Genomic DNA, 14,724 nt, shown 5'->3' with positions numbered 1-14,724 from the left:
TCCGCTTCCCCCCGGGTGGCGGGGCTTTGACCGGGGTGGCGGCAGGGTCCGCCTGCCGCCTGCCGCCTGCCGCCTGCCGCTGGCCAAGGGTCGGCGCCGCTGCCCACCCCGGTCGGGATCCCGTGCGCAGTAGCATGGGCCCGGTGAGTCCGGTCGCCGATCAAGGGGGTTTCTCATGCCTGCAGGAGATGCCGACAGCCCTGCATCGCTCTACGGCCCGGTCTCACTCCTCCTCGGAATCGCAGGCCTCCTGGCAGCCGTATTCTCCGGGTACATCGGAATCGCCTTCGCCGTGCTCTTCGGTGCCCTCGCCAGCACCTTCGCCCTCCTGGGCCTGGCCAAGGGGATCGGCGTGGCGAAGAGCGCCCTGGGACTCGCGTTCGGCGCCGTCGCGCTCATCGGCCCGGTCGTCCTGGTCACGATGTTCGCGAGCTGATGCGGTCCGGGCCGCAACTGTGCCGTGAGCGCCGGGATCTTGCGAGGACGGGAAGCCCCGTGGACGAAGCGGGAGTTGCACGCACACCGGCAAGGCGCGACCTCGACCTGTAGCGCACTCGGGGAATCGGCGGAGGGCCGCGCACGACGGCTCGGCGGGCCTATATTCGCTGTACATGGCACGACCCCTGATCAGAAGACGTGCGGCCGCAGCCGTCTCCCCCTCCCCGGCCGGTCGTGGAACCGCGCAGGACACCGGGCACGACACCGGGCGGGACACAGGGCGGGACACCGGGCGGGGAGGCCGCGGAGGCCCCCGGCTGCCGCCGCAGAGGAGCGCGGTGGGGCGGGCCGAGGCCGCCGTACCGGCGCCGCGGCTGACGGGTCGGGGCCACGTCCTGCGGCTCTGGCTGGTGACGCTCGCCCTGGTCGGGGTCCCGTTCCTGTCCGCCTGGTCGTTCCTCGCCACCGGATGGACGGCTCCGCAGTGGGCCACGGGCGCGGCCGCGGTGTGCCTCACAGCGTTCCTGGGCCGGGTGCTGTGGACCCGTCGCGGCATCTTCTCCCCCCGCCACCGGAGGACCGTCGGCGCATCGCCCCCTTTGGCACGGCTGCTCCTGGGGGTGTCGGCGATCCTCCATGCGGTGTTCACGGGGTGGGCGGTCGCGGATCCCTGGCAGTCCCCCGTCCCCGCCCCCGTCGTGGCCCTTCAGGCGCCGGTGGCGAGCGGGGTGCTCAACCTCGCGGTGCTCGTCATCCGCCACCTCGGCAGCACCCCCCGGGCCGGGCAGAACGCCTGACGCCGAAGCCGGTCCCGGGGCCGAAGCCTGCGGCCGGACTTCAGGACCTCTTGCCGGCACCTGCGGCCACTGCCACCCGAGCCGGACCGCACAGGGCGACGACCCGCACCGCCCCTTGTCATCCGAGCCGCTCGTGCATCGTTCCGAGCCCGCGCCTGCGCCTGCGCCCGCGCTCGAGCCCGAGCCCGCGCCCGGGTCCGGGGCCGAGCCCGAGCCCGGGTCCCCGCCCAGGTCCGGCGACGACCGCGCGCTGCTGGCGCGCAAGGCCGCCGCCGTCCCCCGCATCTCTCTCCGGGCCACCGCCACCACCCCACCGACACCCCGTCCGGCCCGGTCTCCTGACGGTCAGTCGTTTTGGGACGGCCGTCCGGACGGCCGTCCGGACGGCCGTCCGGACGACGACCCGGCTTCCGTACGGTCAGCCGGTGGTGATGCTCACCCCGTACCGGTTCAGGGAGTTGACCACGTCCACGTACCAGAAGCGCCAGGCGCAGCGGCGTCCGTTGCCCGCCGGAACGCCCTGGCAGGCCGTCTCGGTGTTCAGGTCGATGGCGGTGTTGGTGCCCTTGGCGATGACCTGGTCCGGGTGGTCCGGCCAGTTGAGCTCGAAGACCGGGCCGCCGCTGTCCCCGTTGCCGATCGCCCCCGTGTGATCGGTCTGCTCGGCCATCACCGTCGGGTACACCCAGTAGCCGATGTTGAGGAGCTGGTTGACGGCCTTGACCTGGATGCCGCACTGCGCACCGGAGTACGCGCCCGAGTCGCAGAGCCAGTCACCCGTGTAGCTGTGCCGCGCGCCGACGACCGGCTTGGAGAACTCGCCGGTGCCCACGCCCCCGTCGTAGATCCGGCCCCCCGACCAGGCGCCGATCAGCAGCGTGTCGCGCCCCTTGTCGGTGCCGTACACGTCGCCCATGTACTGCCCGCCGCCGCTGTACGCCTGGTTGCCGTCGTCGGCGCAGTGGCCCGCCGACAGCATGGCGCGGCCGCCGCCGGCGGTGTTCACGGCGAAGCCGTTGGAGCAGCCGTTCCAGCGGGCCCCGCCCCAATACGGCGAGGTGTCCGCCCCGCGCGAGGCCGCGCTCGGCCGCGCGGTGGTGCGCGTGAGCGGGACCGTGCTCGGCAGGGCCTTCCACGCCGCCGCGTCCTTGGTGGCGACGGTCAGGCCGCTGCCGTCGGTGTTGGGCGCGACCGAGACCACCCCGGGCGTACGGGCCACCCGCCGGGCCTGTGCGAGCAGGTCGCGCTCGGTGTACGCGGCGGGCAGTACGCGCACCGGGACGGTGCGCCGGATGTCCTTGAGCAGCCGCCCCACCGGCGCAGGGACCGTCCCGTGCCAGTAGAGCCGCAGTTCGCGGTTCTCCGGGGCGGTGACCACACCGGCGTAGCCGCTGCCGTGCGCGGCGACGACCCGGTCGGCGGCCGCATCGAGCTTCTTCTGCACGGCCATCAGCTCGGACCAGGACCGGAACCCGCCCGGCACGTCGGCCGGCAGCTGCGCGGCCGCCGACGCCGCCGTGCCGCCCGCGGGCTTCGACCCGGCCAGGCCCTGCCCGGCGCCCTGCGCCGTGGCGGCCGTACCCGCCGCCAGTGAGACGGCCAGGGCCGTTGCGCCCAGCACGGCCGCGAGCCGGACCCGCCGCCCACCGGGTGCCGATAATGCGGATGTCGTCCTCATGAAAACCCCCCTTGGCTGGTCGCGCGGTGAGCGTGCGTACGGCGGCCGCCGTCCCCCTCACTCCCGCGCTGTGGCATGCCCATGCTCGACCTTCGGCCGTCCCGGCCGGATGGGGCGGATGTCCCGTCCGTCCGGGACCTTGGCGCCCGCGGAGCGGGGGGCCGTCAGGCTCGGGTGGTGGCCGCCGTGAGGCCGAGGCCGATCAGTGCGATGCCGCCCGCGCCGCCGATCGCCGACAGGCGCCGGTCGGAGCCGGCGAACCAGGTGCGCGCGGCCGATGCCCCCAAGCCCCAGGCGGTGTCGCAGATCAGACCGATCCCGGCCGCAACCAGGCCGAGGACCATCATCTGCAGGGGCACGTTCCCGGCGCCGTGGTCGACGAACTGCGGGAGGACCGCGGCGAAGAAGACCAGGCCCTTGGGGTTGGTGGCGCCCACCAGCAGGCCGTCCAGAACCGTCCGCAGATCGCCGGGGCGCTCGCCCGCCCCGGTCTCGAACTCGGCGTGCAGGCGGCCGCGGTGGCGGAATGCCCGGACACCGAGGTGGACGAGATAGGCGGCGCCGGCCAGCTTCACGGCGGTGAACACGATCGCGGAACTCTGGACGAGGGCCCCGACGCCGAGGGAGACCGCGAGGACGAGGGCGTACGAGCCGAGGAGGTTGCCCAGGACGGTGGCGAGCGCGGTGCGGCGGCCATGGGCCAGGGCGCGGCCGACGACGAACAGGACGCTGGGCCCGGGAATCGCGATCACGACGAGGGACATCGCGGCGAACGCGAGGAGGTTTTCGGTACTCACCATCGGCGGGTGCTTCCTGATCTGACGTGCTGTCGAGCTGTCGAGCTGTCGAGCTGTCGAGCGGCGGGGGCGGCGGGCGCGGGGGCCGGTCCGGGGTGTGGGCCTGTGGGCGCTACCGGCAGACCGAGGCCACTCGGGCGCGCGGGAGCCGGACCAGGACGGCGGAGTCGATCTGGAGGGTGCGGTCGGCCGTCCCCGCGCCGCAGTAGACGGGCCCGTCCGCTTCGGCGACCGCGGTGTCGATCAGGCACGGCACCCCCGGCCGGTGGCTGACCGGCGGGACGCCCCCCGGCACCAGGCCCTCCGCCGCGAGCAGCTCGGGGTCCGCCGGGCGCAGCCGGGAGCGGCTGGTGCCGAGTACGGCCGCCAGGCGGGCGAAGTCCACCCGGTCCTGCGCCCGCAGCACCACGAGCAGCAACGCGACATCGGGGGTGGTGAAGGCGAGCGTCTTGACCGCCTGCGACCACGGAAAGGGAAGGGCCTGCCGTTCGGCGACGCTGTGCGCGGGGGAGTGCGCGTGGACGGCATACGCGCAACCGTCCGTGTCCAGCACGGCTCGCCACAGCGCCTCGGGCGTGTTCATGGGGGGAGACCTGAGCCCTTTCGCTCGGGGCAGGGGAGGGGAGGGGAGGGAAGGGAGGGGTGACCTGCGGCCGGACGGCCCTCTCGGTCTGTTCCCGAGCCTGATCGACGCGGCGGGCTGCGATCAACTGATTGTGGAATCCTGCAATCGTGATCACCCTGCGCTTCGCCGAGACGGCAGACGAGGACATCGCCTTCTCCGTCTCACCCCTGCTCGAAGCCGTCCACTCCTGGCACGTCCTCACCGACCCCGGACACCACGCCCTGCACGTCCCCTGGGTCCGGCGCTGCCGCCGCCTGCCCGCCGTCCTGCGCCGCAGGATGCGCGAGCAGGGCTACGTCGTGGCCGACTACATCCCCGCGTTCTTCGAGAGCCGCGCCGGTGATCACGAGGCCGACTTCGCGGGGCAGCTCGCCGCCGTACGGGCAGTGCCGCCCGCCCTGCTGGCCGCCGAACTCGCCCGGACCCTCGTCCACGCCACCCGCCACGCAGCGGACGACCTCGTCGCCGACCCCGTCGCCCGCGACGCGGCCCTCACCGCACTCCGGCAGACCGACCCGGGTCGGGCAGCACGCCTGGACGGCATCCTCACCGACCCCCTCCCGGCCCTCGACGACGTGCTCACCGTCCTGGAGGACTACTGGAGCGCGGCCTTCGCCGACGAGTGGGACCGCATCGAACCCTCCCTGTACGAGTCGATCGCCCGCTCCGGCGCCAGGATTGCCCACCAAGGGCTGTTCCCGATGCTGCGCACCCTCGCCCCGCAGATCCGCGTCGACCCCGGCCGCCGGACCCTGCGCCTCGACCGCCCGCACGACCACGATCTCACCGTCACCCGCGAACACCCGGTGACGTTCACCGCCAGCCACTACGTCTGGCCGCACGTCCGCGTCACCTGCGACCCACCGTGGCCCCTGCGGATCACCTACCCCGCGCTGCCCCTCGCGCCCGCCTCGGCCGCCCGCCCCGCCAGCCAGGAGGACATCCTCACCGCGCTGCGGGCGCTGGCAGCGGCCCCGCGGCTGCAGATCATCACCCACCTCGCCGTCCAGAGCCGCACCACCCAGGAGCTCGCCACCCTCCTCGGCCTGTCCCCCTCCGTGACCTCGCGCCACCTCCACCAGCTCACCCAGGCGGGACTCACCACCACCCACCGCGAGGGTTACTACGTGCTCTACGCCCTCGACCCGGCCCGCCTCGACCGGATCGCCGCCGCCCTCAGCACCCTGGCCCCCGGGCCCGAGACCTGAGCGGAGGCCGCAAGACCCGTCCCCGCCGGGCCCGGCCCGGGCTCGGCGGGGACGGCGAGGCCGGTCAGAGGGTGATCGTCGCGACACCCATCCTCACCTGGTGACACTGCGGCGGGCCCGCACGCGCCTCCGCCGCGGTCAGGTCGCCCTCACGCAGCACCAGCGGTCGGGACCGGCACGGGTTGAGGTGGACGCCGTAGCGCGGGGGACGGTCGTCGTGTCCGGCGAGTCGGCAGCCGATGGCGGTCTCCCCGCGGCTGCGTGCGGCTTCGACGACGGTGGCGAAGTTCGCCTCGGCACCGGGAACCAGGTAGTCGCCGGCGGGCTCAAGGTGGATCTCCGAGCCCGCCGGGTCGAACAGGTCCGCCAGGACGGCGTACAGCTCGGCGTTCTCCGCGAACTGCGTCAGCAGGAGGCGGATCAGCTTGGTGCTGACGATGAAGTCCTCGGCCTTGGTGACCCGTCGCCGGACCGTGGTTCGAAGCCTGCTGCGAGGAACCCGCCCGGCGCGTGCACACGACCCGGTCCGCTGCGCCCGGAACGGCAACCCGGGACTCCGAGGGGTCCTCGGAGTCCCGGGTGGGAAGTCGGGTCAGGCGCGGGAGAGGTAGAAGCCGCCCTGGCCGTTGCAGCCGTTCGGCCAGCGGGGACCCGAGACCCAGCCGGCCGGGATGGGGGAGTAGGGGCAGGTGAGGAGGCCGACCTTCGGGAGCTCGTGGTACCAGGCGCCGACCCCGCTGCACCAGAGGCTCATGTAGCCGGTCACGACGTAGCCCGAGACGATGGGTGAGCCGCCGCAGGTCCAGATGCCGTCCTTGGCGAGGTTGTGCCGCCAGGCGCCGATGCCGCTGCAGCCGTACTTGCTGTAGTCGGTGGTGACGTACCCCGTGACGATCGGGGAGCCGCTGCAGGTCCAGAGCCCGTCCGCGGCCGGCTGCTGGTACCAGGAGCCCCAGCCGCTGCAGCTGTCCTTGTTGTAGGCGGTGAGCACGTAGCCGTTCGGGATGGCCGCGCCGGCGCAGGCCCACTGGCCCACGGCGGTGGTACCGGCCGGCTGGGCGGCCGCGTTCGACGTGCCGGCGGCGGTGCCCGCGAGGACGAAGGCGGCGATGAGCGCGAGGGCGCTCACGGTCGCGCCGACACCGCGGCGGACGACCGCGGCGGCGAGGCGCTGTAACAGGTGTCGAGGGTGCATGGTCGGTTCACTCCAGTCCTGGCGCCGGGCATGCGCGATGCCGGCTGGTCAGTGGGACGGCCGAGCGGCGGATCGGGCTTCACCCTAAGACGGGGATGACGTGGACATGCTGTGCTCGGATCGTGAAGGCGCGACTTAGCCAGAAGGTTGCCACGACCGGTGGCGCGCGGGCCCGAGGCCGACACCGGCTCCCGGGCCACCGCCCCGGTACCGGCCGGGGCCGGGGCCGGGGCCCGGGGTCCCGTACCGGTCCCGCGTGGGGGCCAGGGTCCGGCACCGGTTCGACGGGCTCCCCGGCCCGGGATCGTGAGCGGCGGATGCCGACCGGCATCCCCTGCCGTGCGCACGTGCCCATGTGCCCATGTGCCGGGCCGGGGTCGGGGCCCCGGACCGCGACCCTGCCCGGCCCGCTCGCCACAGCGGCTTCGCGGCCCAGCGGCCCCGCGGTCGCACAGGCACAGGCACAGGCACAAGCACGGCGCGGGCCCAGCCACGGGCCCAGGCACGGGCACAGGCCCGGCCCCCGCCACAGGCGCGGGCCGCACGCCGGTGAGCCGAAACGGAAAGGGACAGGACGGGCATGGAACCGATCACCACGGCGATGGTGGGCCGCGCACACGAACAAGCGGAGCTCGCGGTCTTCGTGAGGTCCTCCGAAGGCCGGGCCCTCGTCCTCCGCGGGGAGGCGGGCGTCGGCAAGAGCTCGCTCCTGGGCCGCGCAGCCGCCCTGGCCGAGCATGAGGGCCACCTCGTCCTGCGGGCCGCCGGAGTCGAGGCGGAGTCCGCGCTGCCCTACGCCGGGCTGCACCAGTTCCTCCATCCGCTGCTCGCCGAAGCCGCGTGCCTGGACGACGGGAACCGGTCGGCGTTCGACGCCGTGTTCGGCGGAAGGCGAGGGGAGCCGCCGTCGGTCATGACGCTCGGCATCGCCGTGCTCAACCTGCTGGCGCTCGCCTCCGCCCGGCGCCCGCTGCTGCTGGTCCTCGACGACGGGCAGTGGCTGGACGACTCCAGCGCCGACGTGTGCGGATTCGTGGGCCGCCGCCTGGCCGGCAGCCGGGTGAAGCTGCTGGTTGCCGTCCGCACCGACCTCACCTCGCGCTTCGACACCGCCGCACTTCCCGAACTGCCGGTCGCCGCCCTCGCCGACGAGGACGCGGCCCACCTCCTGGACCACCGGCACCCGGGGCTCGACCGCCGACTCCGGAGCATCGTCCTCGAACAGGCCCAGGGCAACCCGCTGGCCCTGCTGGAACTCCCCGCCCACGTGGCCGGCCGGTCCGGCGGCCTCCCGGCCGAAGACCTCGCCGGTCCGCACGGCGTGCCGCTGTCCCGGCGGCTGCAGCGGCTGTTCGCCGACCGGATCGCCGCCCTCGACGAGCCCGTACGGTACGAACTGCTGAGGGGCGCGCTCGACGGCGCAGGCACCCCGAGCCGTACCGACGCCGCCCCGGGTACGCGCTACCGCATGCGGGGGGCCGAGGCCGCGGTGGCCGCCGGGCTGCTGGACGTCGGGGCGGCCACCGGCGACTTCGTCTTCCGCCACCCCCTGGTGCGCTCCGCCGTCGTCCAGACGGCCACCCCGCACGAGCGGCGCACCGCGCACCTGGCGCTGGCGCAGGTCCACCGCGGGAACCTCGAACGCCGGGCCACGCACCTGGCGGCGGCGACCGTCGATCCCGACGAGGAGGTCGCCGGCATCCTGGAGGCTGCCGCCGAGTCCGCGACCCGGCGCGGCGGCGCGCTGGCCGCGGTGGCCTGGCTGAGCCGGGCGGCAGAGCTCAGCGAGGACCAGGGCGCGCGGTCCCGGCGGCTGGCCGACGCGGCCTTCGTCGCCGGCCACGCCGCCCGCCTCGGCCAGGCGCACCGGCTGGTCCGGGCGGACCTCGTCCGCGGTGCGGCGCAGTCGTCGGCCTCGGTGCTGGCGGCCGCGTACCAGGCGCTCTACCAGGACGGGGACGTCCGTTCCACCCACCTGGAGGTAGCGGCGGCGATCGAGAGGCTGCGCGACGGCGGGCCGACCGCGTCCGGGGAGGTCCTCGACCGGCTGGTGACCCTCCTCCTGGCGATCAGCCAGTACCGGGGCGACCGGGCCGTCTGGGAGAGCACGCACGCGCTCCTCGCCTCCCTCGGCGGCCTCGTCGGCGAACGGCCGCGGCTCTACAGCGCCACCTGGAGCGACGTGACCCGGTACGGGGCCGGCTGCGCGGAGCCGGTGCGGCGGGCCGCCGCGAACCTGCCGGACCTGGAGCCCTGGGACGTCGCACGGCTGGGCGTGGCCGCGTACCACCTCGACCTGCTGCACCACTACCGCCCGCACCTGGAGCGCGTCGTGGACCGCGAGCTGGAGACGGGGGCCGTGGCCACCGGCATGGTGATGCTGCACGAGATCATGCTCGACCAGACGGCGGCCGGGGAATGGGCCGCGGCCGAGGAGACCGGGCAGCGGGGACTGGCGCTGGCGGCCGAGCACGGCCACCACCTGTTCGCGATGCAGAGCCGCGCCTACCTGGCCCAACTGGCCGCGCTGCGCGGGCAGGCCGGGCGGGCGCGGGACCTCCAGGCCGAGGTGGACGCCTGGGCCCGCCCGCGCGGGCTCGGGTTCCTGACCCAGCTCGCCGACTCCGCCGGTGCGACCGCCGCGCTGGGCTCCGGCGACCACGAGGCCGCCTACCTCTACGCCATCGGCATCACGCAGCCCGGTGCCTTCCGGCCGTACGCGTACCAGGCGCCGCGTACGCTCCTCGACCTCGTCGAGGCCGCCCGGCACAGCGGACGCGCCGAGCAGGCGCGGGCGCACGCGGTGGCGGCCCGCGACTGCGGGCTGGCGGCGGTGTCGCCCCGCCAGGGCCTGATCACCTACGGCGCGCTCGCGATGACCGCCGAGGACGAGCAGGAAGCCTCCGAGATGTTCGCGCGGGCGGCCTCCCACCCCGGCGCCGACCGCTTCCCGTTCGAGCTGGCCAGGATCCGGCTCGCGCACGGTCTCCGGGTGCGCCGGGCCCAAGGGCCGGAGCCGGCACGGGAGTACCTGGTCCCGGCGGCCGAGGCGTTCGAGCGGCTGGGGGCCGCCGGCTGGTACGAGCGGGCCCGGGCGGCACTGCGCGAGACCGGGACCCCGTCCCGCACCGCGGCGCCGCACCCGGCCGCACTGACCTGGCAGGAGCGCCGCATCGCCGACCTGGCCGCGAGCGGTCTGACGAACAAGGAGATCGGCCGGCGGATGCACGTGTCGCCGCGCACCGTCAGCTCGCACCTGTACCGCACCTTCCCCAAGCTCGGCATCACGACCCGCGCGGCCCTGCGCGACGCCCTGAGCCGCACCGAGGAATCCGTACCGGTCCGATGATCGCCCCGGCGGCGGCCCTGCGGGAACGGTCGTTTGACTGCATTCCCGCCTCTGGCCGATCCACGGTGGCACCCCGGGGGACATGACGACATGTGACGGATGCGCCCGGTCCGGCGGCCGGTGGACAGTGGGGGCGCCAGCGAGCCTCCGGAAAGGGAGCACACGTGATCGACAGGCGCACCTTCACCACGGCGGCCGGTCTCGGCGCGGCCGCCACCGCCGTGTCCTGCGGCGCGGCCCCGCACGCGTCCGCCGCGTCGGCGGCCGGTCCCCGCCGGCGCACCGGCCGCACGGCCCCCGCCGTCCCGTACATCGCCCCGGGCACCCACACGGCACTCGGCGAGCCGAAGCACGTACGGGCCGGGGTGCTCGACATCGGCTACGCCGAGGCCGGGCCCCGGCACGGGCCCGTCGTGGTGTGCCTGCACGGCTGGCCGTACGACATCCACGCCTTCGCCGACGTGGCACCCCTGCTGGCGGACGCCGGCTACCGCGTGATCGTGCCGTACCTGCGGGGACACGGAGCCACCACCTTCCTGTCGCCCGAGACGGTCCGCAACGCGCAGCAGTCCGCCGTCGCCCTCGACGTCATCGCCCTGATGGACGCCCTGGAGATCCACAAGGCCGTGCTCGCCGGCTTCGACTGGGGCTCGCGGACCGCGGGCATCGTCGCGGCCCTGTGGCCGCAGCGGGTCAGGGCCCTGGTGGCGGTCAGCGGATACCTCGTCACCCACCTGCCCTCGCAGCGCAACCCGCTGCCACCGAAGGCCGAGCGCACCTGGTGGTACCAGTACTACTTCGCCACCGACCGCGGGCGCACCGCCCTGCAGACCCGGCAGAACCGCCACGACCTGTGCCGGCTGGTGTGGGAAGAGGCCTCGCCGACGTGGAACTTCGACGACGCCGCCTTCGAGCGCACCGCCGCGGCGTTCGAGAACCCCGACTACGCGGCCATCGTCGTCCACAACTACCGCTGGCGCCTGGGACTGGCCGACGGCGAGCGCCGCTACGACTGCTACGAGCGGCTGCTCGCCGCCCGGCCGCCGGTCACCGTGCCGGCCATCGCCCTGGACCCGGCCCTCGACCCCTTCCTGCCCTCGACCGACGGCGCGGCCTACCGGAAGTACTTCACCGGTCCCTACGAGCACCGCGTGCTCGCCGGGATCGGCCACGCCGCACCGCAGGAGGCGCCGACGGCCTTCGCCCAGGCGGTGGTGGACGCCGACCACCTGTGACGGCGTCCGCTTGTGACGGCGACTGCCTGTGGCGCCGACCGACCGGCTGCGGCGACCGCTTGTGACGGCGACCGCCTGCGGCGGCGGCGCTCACCGGCCGGCCAAGGCGCTGTCGATCTCGCGGCGGGAGGAGATGCCCAGCTTCGCGAACACCTTGCGCAGGTGCCACTCCACCGTGCGGGGGCTGAGGAACAGCTGCGCACCGATCTCCGCGTTCGGGTGCCCGCCCGCCGCGAGCCGGGCTATCCGGGCCTCCTGCGGGGTCAGGACCGGCAGGCCGACGGCCCGCGCCCGCACCGTCTCACCGGTGGCCAGCAGCTCCTGCCGGGCCCGTTCGGCGTACGCCTCCATGCCCATGGCCGAGGCCGCACCGTGCGCGGCGCGCAGCTCGGTACGGGCCTGGGCCCGCCGGTTGCGGCGCCGCAGCCACTCCCCGAACAGCAGCCGGGTCCGCGCCTCGAACACGCCGAGCCCGCCCCGGCCGAAATGGTCGAGGGCCTCGCGGTAGCGGTCCTCGGCCTGCTCGGGTGCGCCCGTGAGGGCGTCGGCGACCGCCAGCGCACCGAGGGCCCAAGGGGTGCCGGACCGGCCCCAGTCGGACAGCCGTTCACGGGCCCCGGCGGCCACCGCCGGACGGCCGGCCCGGGTCGCGGCTTCGACCAGCTCGCTGCACGTCCAGTGGTGCACGACGAGGTCCCGGTACTCCGCGCCCCGCAGCGCCGCCTCCATGGCGAGCTGGTAGTTCCCCAGACCGTTGTGGAGCACGGCCCGCGAGCACGCCGCCATGCTGGTGAGCCGGCCCAGCCCGCGCCGCTCGCCCTCCCGCTCCATCGCCCTGATCAGCTCCGAAGCGGACCGCTCCCGCCCCTGGTAGGCACTGAGCAGGGCCGTGGTGACCGTACTCGTCGCCACGCCCGCCGCATCCGTGAGGGGCGCGGCCTCGGCCAGCAGGTCCCACGCCTCGGAGAAGCGCCCCGCAAAACCCAGGGAGGCCGCCCGGTAGGGCAGCGCCGTCGAGAGGACCGACAGGGTGCCCGTGGTACGGGCGAAACGCACGGCCCGCTCGGTGATGTCCAGCCAGGCCCGGAGATCGCCCAGCTCCACGGCTGCGCTCGCGGCCGGCCACAGCACCGTCAGGTCCTCCCCGTCGGTGAGGCGGCCCAGCGCCCGGCCCAGCAGCGGAAAAGCGGCGGCCGGCCCGTCCGTGGACCACGTCACCAGGGCCCGCAGGAACACCCCCGCCGTCTCCTGCCCGGGCGGCAGCCCGCGCGCCGCCTCGGCGGACCGCCGCAGGGCGTCCGCATCGTGGCGCCCGGCCCATATGGCCGCCCCGAACGCCGCGAGGTAGGTCTCCCGCGCAGCGGCCGGGTCGAGGGTCCTGAGCCGGCCGGCCGCGTCGAGCAGCGGCTGCATGGAGCCGAGGCCGCCGCTGGTCATGGACGAAGCCTTGGCGCGCAGCCGGCTGGCATCGGCCCGTTGCAGCGCGTCCAGCGGCCCCAGCTCCGCGGCCGCCAGCAGGTCGGGCACCCGGGCCGTCACGCCCGCCGCGAGGTGCGCCGCGGCAGCCGCCAGCGCGCGCCGCGCCCGCTCCTGCGGGCCGGGGGTGAGCGCGGCGGCACGCTCCAGGAAGGCGGCCGCGGCCGCCCGGCCGCCGCGGGCCAGGGCCCGGTCGGCGGAGCGCTCCAGGGCGGCGGCGACCTCCTCGTCCGGCCCGACCGCGGCGTGGGCCTGGTGCCAGGCCCGCCGGTCGGGGTCGCGCGCGGCGTCGGTGGCCTCGGCCAGGGCCCGGTGCGCCGCGCGCAGCGCGGCGGCGTCCGCACCGCGCCACACGGCCGAGCGCACCAGCGGGTGCCGGAACCGTACGGGGGCTCCCAGCCTGATCAGGTCGGCGGCCTCGGCCGGTGCAGCGGCCTCGATCCCGATGCCGAGCAGCCGCAGCGCACGCCACAACAGGGGTGCGTCGCCGACCGGTTCGACCGCCGCGACGAGCAGCAGGGCGCGAGTGTCGGCCGGCAGCGTGTCGACGCGCCGCCGGAAGCCCTCTTCGAGCCGGGTCGCCAGCGGGCCGGCGCCCGGTCCTCCGAAGCCGAACGCCAGCTCCGCCGGCGACAGGCCCCGGGGCAGCTCCAGCAGGGCGAGCGGGTTCCCGCCGGTCTCGGCGACGATCCGGTCCCGCACGCGGGCGTCCACCGGCCCCGGCAGCACGCTGTCGAGGAGGGCGCGGGCGTCGGCATCGGCCAGCCCGTGCAGGGTCAGCTCCGGCAGGCCGGAAAAGCCCTCCTGCTCCTCCCCGTCGGCGGTCCGCTCGGCGAACACCAGCGCCACCGACTCGGCGTCGAGCCGGCGCCCGACGAACGCCAGGATGCGCATCGACATCAGGTCCAGGCACTGCGCGTCGTCGACCAGGCACACCAGCGGGGACTCGGCCGCAGCCTCCGCGAAGAGACCGAGGACGGCGATCCCGAGCAGCAGCATCTCGGGCGGGTTCCCCGCGCTCAGGCCGAACGCGACGCGCAGCGCGCCCTGTTGGACCGGCGGGAGCCGGTCGAGGTGCGGCATCAGCGGGGCGCACAGCCGCTGGAGCGCCGAGTAGGCGAACTCGGACTCGGCCTCGACCCCGGCCGCGTACACCGTCTGCATCCCAGCGGCCTGCTCGGCGAGGCGGCCGAGCAGCGCGGACTTGCCCACGCCGGCCTCACCCCGGATCACCAGCACCCGGCTGCGCCCGTCGCGCACCTCCCGCAGCAGGAGGTCCAGCGCCGCCAGCTCGCGGCTCCGCCCCAGGAGCTGGCGTTCGGCGTGGTGCGGCATGTGTCCTCCGGCATGGGTCCCTCCCGGAGGAGCTGCACCCATCCTACGAACATCCGACCGCTCTGACCTGCATGGATTCGGTCATCGCGGCAGGCCGGGACCCACTGGTCCCGGCCTGCCTCGCACGCCCTCGCACGCCCTCGCGCGCTCGGCCGCGGCTCAGCAGTACTTGAAGGAGCTGATCCTGTCATTGATCCACGAGGGGACGGAGGGCCAGTGCTCCCACGGCCCGATCCTGAACTCCAGGCCGCCGTACCCGTTGTGCTCGTAGAAGCAGATGCTGCTGCCGGTGTTGTTCACCACGGACGAGGTGATGTCCTGCATGCCCGTCCACAGGGCTCCGTCCCGCTTCAGCTTTCCCATGTCGCCGATGTTCTGGTCCGACGCGATGGCGCCGAACTTGCCACCGCTGGTGGCACCCACGAAATCACGCTCGGACCACAGGCAGACGTGGTGGGCGGGGCACGCCCCGGCGCCCTGCCCGATGCCGAGGAGCGTGGACGCGCTCGCGGCCGGGGCCGCGGCGATGAGCAATGCGGTGAGCCCTGCGGCACACAGGCCGAGTTTCGCCGTCTTGTAGGGGAATTCCAT

The 14,724-nt window shown here is 74.9% G+C and carries 12 protein-coding genes; 5 read left to right on the top strand and 7 right to left on the bottom strand.

Annotation, left to right across the window (positions count from 1 at the left end; genetic code table 11):
* Positions 1-175 precede the first annotated feature (175 nt).
* Both ACZ407_RS25830 and ACZ407_RS25825 read left to right on the top strand, forming a co-directional pair.
* The gene (locus ACZ407_RS25830) at positions 176-436 is read left to right on the top strand and encodes a hypothetical protein (protein ID WP_468132189.1); all 261 of its coding nucleotides are present in this window, start codon (positions 176-178) and stop codon (positions 434-436) included.
* Between the two features lie 340 nt (positions 437-776).
* The gene (locus tag ACZ407_RS25825) at positions 777-1,235 is read left to right on the top strand and encodes a hypothetical protein (protein ID WP_468132187.1); all 459 of its coding nucleotides are present in this window, start codon (positions 777-779) and stop codon (positions 1,233-1,235) included.
* A 418-nt stretch (positions 1,236-1,653) separates the two neighbouring features.
* On the opposite strand, the gene ACZ407_RS25820 is transcribed toward ACZ407_RS25825, so the two are convergent.
* From ACZ407_RS25820 to ACZ407_RS25810, 3 genes are all read right to left on the bottom strand, one after another.
* The gene (locus tag ACZ407_RS25820) at positions 1,654-2,913 is read right to left on the bottom strand and encodes a chymotrypsin family serine protease (protein WP_468132185.1); all 1,260 of its coding nucleotides are present in this window, start codon (positions 2,911-2,913) and stop codon (positions 1,654-1,656) included.
* A gap of 164 nt (positions 2,914-3,077) precedes the next feature.
* Positions 3,078-3,713: a LysE family translocator gene (locus tag ACZ407_RS25815; protein ID WP_468132183.1), complete on the bottom strand. Its 636-nt coding sequence runs from the start codon at positions 3,711-3,713 to the stop codon at positions 3,078-3,080.
* 109 nt (positions 3,714-3,822) lie between these two features.
* The gene (locus ACZ407_RS25810) at positions 3,823-4,293 is read right to left on the bottom strand and encodes an aminoacyl-tRNA deacylase (protein ID WP_468132181.1); all 471 of its coding nucleotides are present in this window, start codon (positions 4,291-4,293) and stop codon (positions 3,823-3,825) included.
* Positions 4,294-4,442: 149 nt separating this feature from the next.
* Between ACZ407_RS25810 and ACZ407_RS25805 the strand changes: the two genes are divergently transcribed.
* Positions 4,443-5,543 carry an ArsR/SmtB family transcription factor gene (locus ACZ407_RS25805; protein WP_468132179.1) on the top strand — a complete coding sequence of 367 codons (1,101 nt, stop codon included), beginning with the start codon at positions 4,443-4,445 and terminating at the stop codon, positions 5,541-5,543.
* A 64-nt stretch (positions 5,544-5,607) separates the two neighbouring features.
* On the opposite strand, the gene ACZ407_RS25800 is transcribed toward ACZ407_RS25805, so the two are convergent.
* Together ACZ407_RS25800 and ACZ407_RS25795 are read right to left on the bottom strand one after the other, a co-directional pair.
* The gene (locus tag ACZ407_RS25800; protein ID WP_468132177.1) at positions 5,608-6,090 is read right to left on the bottom strand and encodes a hypothetical protein; all 483 of its coding nucleotides are present in this window, start codon (positions 6,088-6,090) and stop codon (positions 5,608-5,610) included.
* A 45-nt stretch (positions 6,091-6,135) separates the two neighbouring features.
* A complete protein-coding gene (locus tag ACZ407_RS25795; protein WP_468132175.1) occupies positions 6,136-6,738 on the bottom strand; it encodes a hypothetical protein in 603 nt (200 codons plus the stop codon).
* Between the two features lie 580 nt (positions 6,739-7,318).
* Between ACZ407_RS25795 and ACZ407_RS25790 the strand changes: the two genes are divergently transcribed.
* Together ACZ407_RS25790 and ACZ407_RS25785 are read left to right on the top strand one after the other, a co-directional pair.
* The gene (locus ACZ407_RS25790) at positions 7,319-10,087 is read left to right on the top strand and encodes a helix-turn-helix transcriptional regulator (RefSeq protein WP_468132173.1); all 2,769 of its coding nucleotides are present in this window, start codon (positions 7,319-7,321) and stop codon (positions 10,085-10,087) included.
* 164 nt (positions 10,088-10,251) lie between these two features.
* Complete coding sequence (locus tag ACZ407_RS25785; RefSeq protein ID WP_468132171.1) at positions 10,252-11,322, top strand: alpha/beta fold hydrolase; 1,071 nt, start codon at positions 10,252-10,254, stop codon at positions 11,320-11,322.
* 90 nt (positions 11,323-11,412) lie between these two features.
* Here ACZ407_RS25785 and ACZ407_RS25780 read toward each other — a convergent pair whose 3' ends face one another.
* Positions 11,413-14,133: an AAA family ATPase gene (locus tag ACZ407_RS25780; RefSeq protein ID WP_468132169.1), complete on the bottom strand. Its 2,721-nt coding sequence runs from the start codon at positions 14,131-14,133 to the stop codon at positions 11,413-11,415.
* Positions 14,134-14,292: 159 nt separating this feature from the next.
* Positions 14,293-14,724 (bottom strand): peptidase inhibitor family I36 protein, encoded by a 432-nt coding sequence (locus tag ACZ407_RS25775; RefSeq protein ID WP_468132167.1) that lies wholly within the window; start codon positions 14,722-14,724, stop codon positions 14,293-14,295.

Source organism: Streptomyces sp. NPDC030809 (assembly GCF_055572195.1).
Note: the sequence above shows the minus strand (reverse complement) of the source record. Positions and strands in the feature narration are given on the sequence as shown.

Coding starts and splice junctions, on each gene's coding strand:
- ACZ407_RS25830 (WP_468132189.1), top strand. CDS start 176: ATGCCTGCAGGAGATGCCGACAGCCCTGCATCGCTCTACGGCCCGGTC.
- ACZ407_RS25820 (WP_468132185.1), bottom strand. CDS start 2,913: ATGAGGACGACATCCGCATTATCGGCACCCGGTGGGCGGCGGGTCCGG.
- ACZ407_RS25815 (WP_468132183.1), bottom strand. CDS start 3,713: ATGGTGAGTACCGAAAACCTCCTCGCGTTCGCCGCGATGTCCCTCGTC.
- ACZ407_RS25810 (WP_468132181.1), bottom strand. CDS start 4,293: ATGAACACGCCCGAGGCGCTGTGGCGAGCCGTGCTGGACACGGACGGT.
- ACZ407_RS25795 (WP_468132175.1), bottom strand. CDS start 6,738: ATGCACCCTCGACACCTGTTACAGCGCCTCGCCGCCGCGGTCGTCCGC.
- ACZ407_RS25790 (WP_468132173.1), top strand. CDS start 7,319: ATGGAACCGATCACCACGGCGATGGTGGGCCGCGCACACGAACAAGCG.
- ACZ407_RS25780 (WP_468132169.1), bottom strand. CDS start 14,133: ATGCCGCACCACGCCGAACGCCAGCTCCTGGGGCGGAGCCGCGAGCTG.
- ACZ407_RS25775 (WP_468132167.1), bottom strand. CDS start 14,724: ATGGAATTCCCCTACAAGACGGCGAAACTCGGCCTGTGTGCCGCAGGG.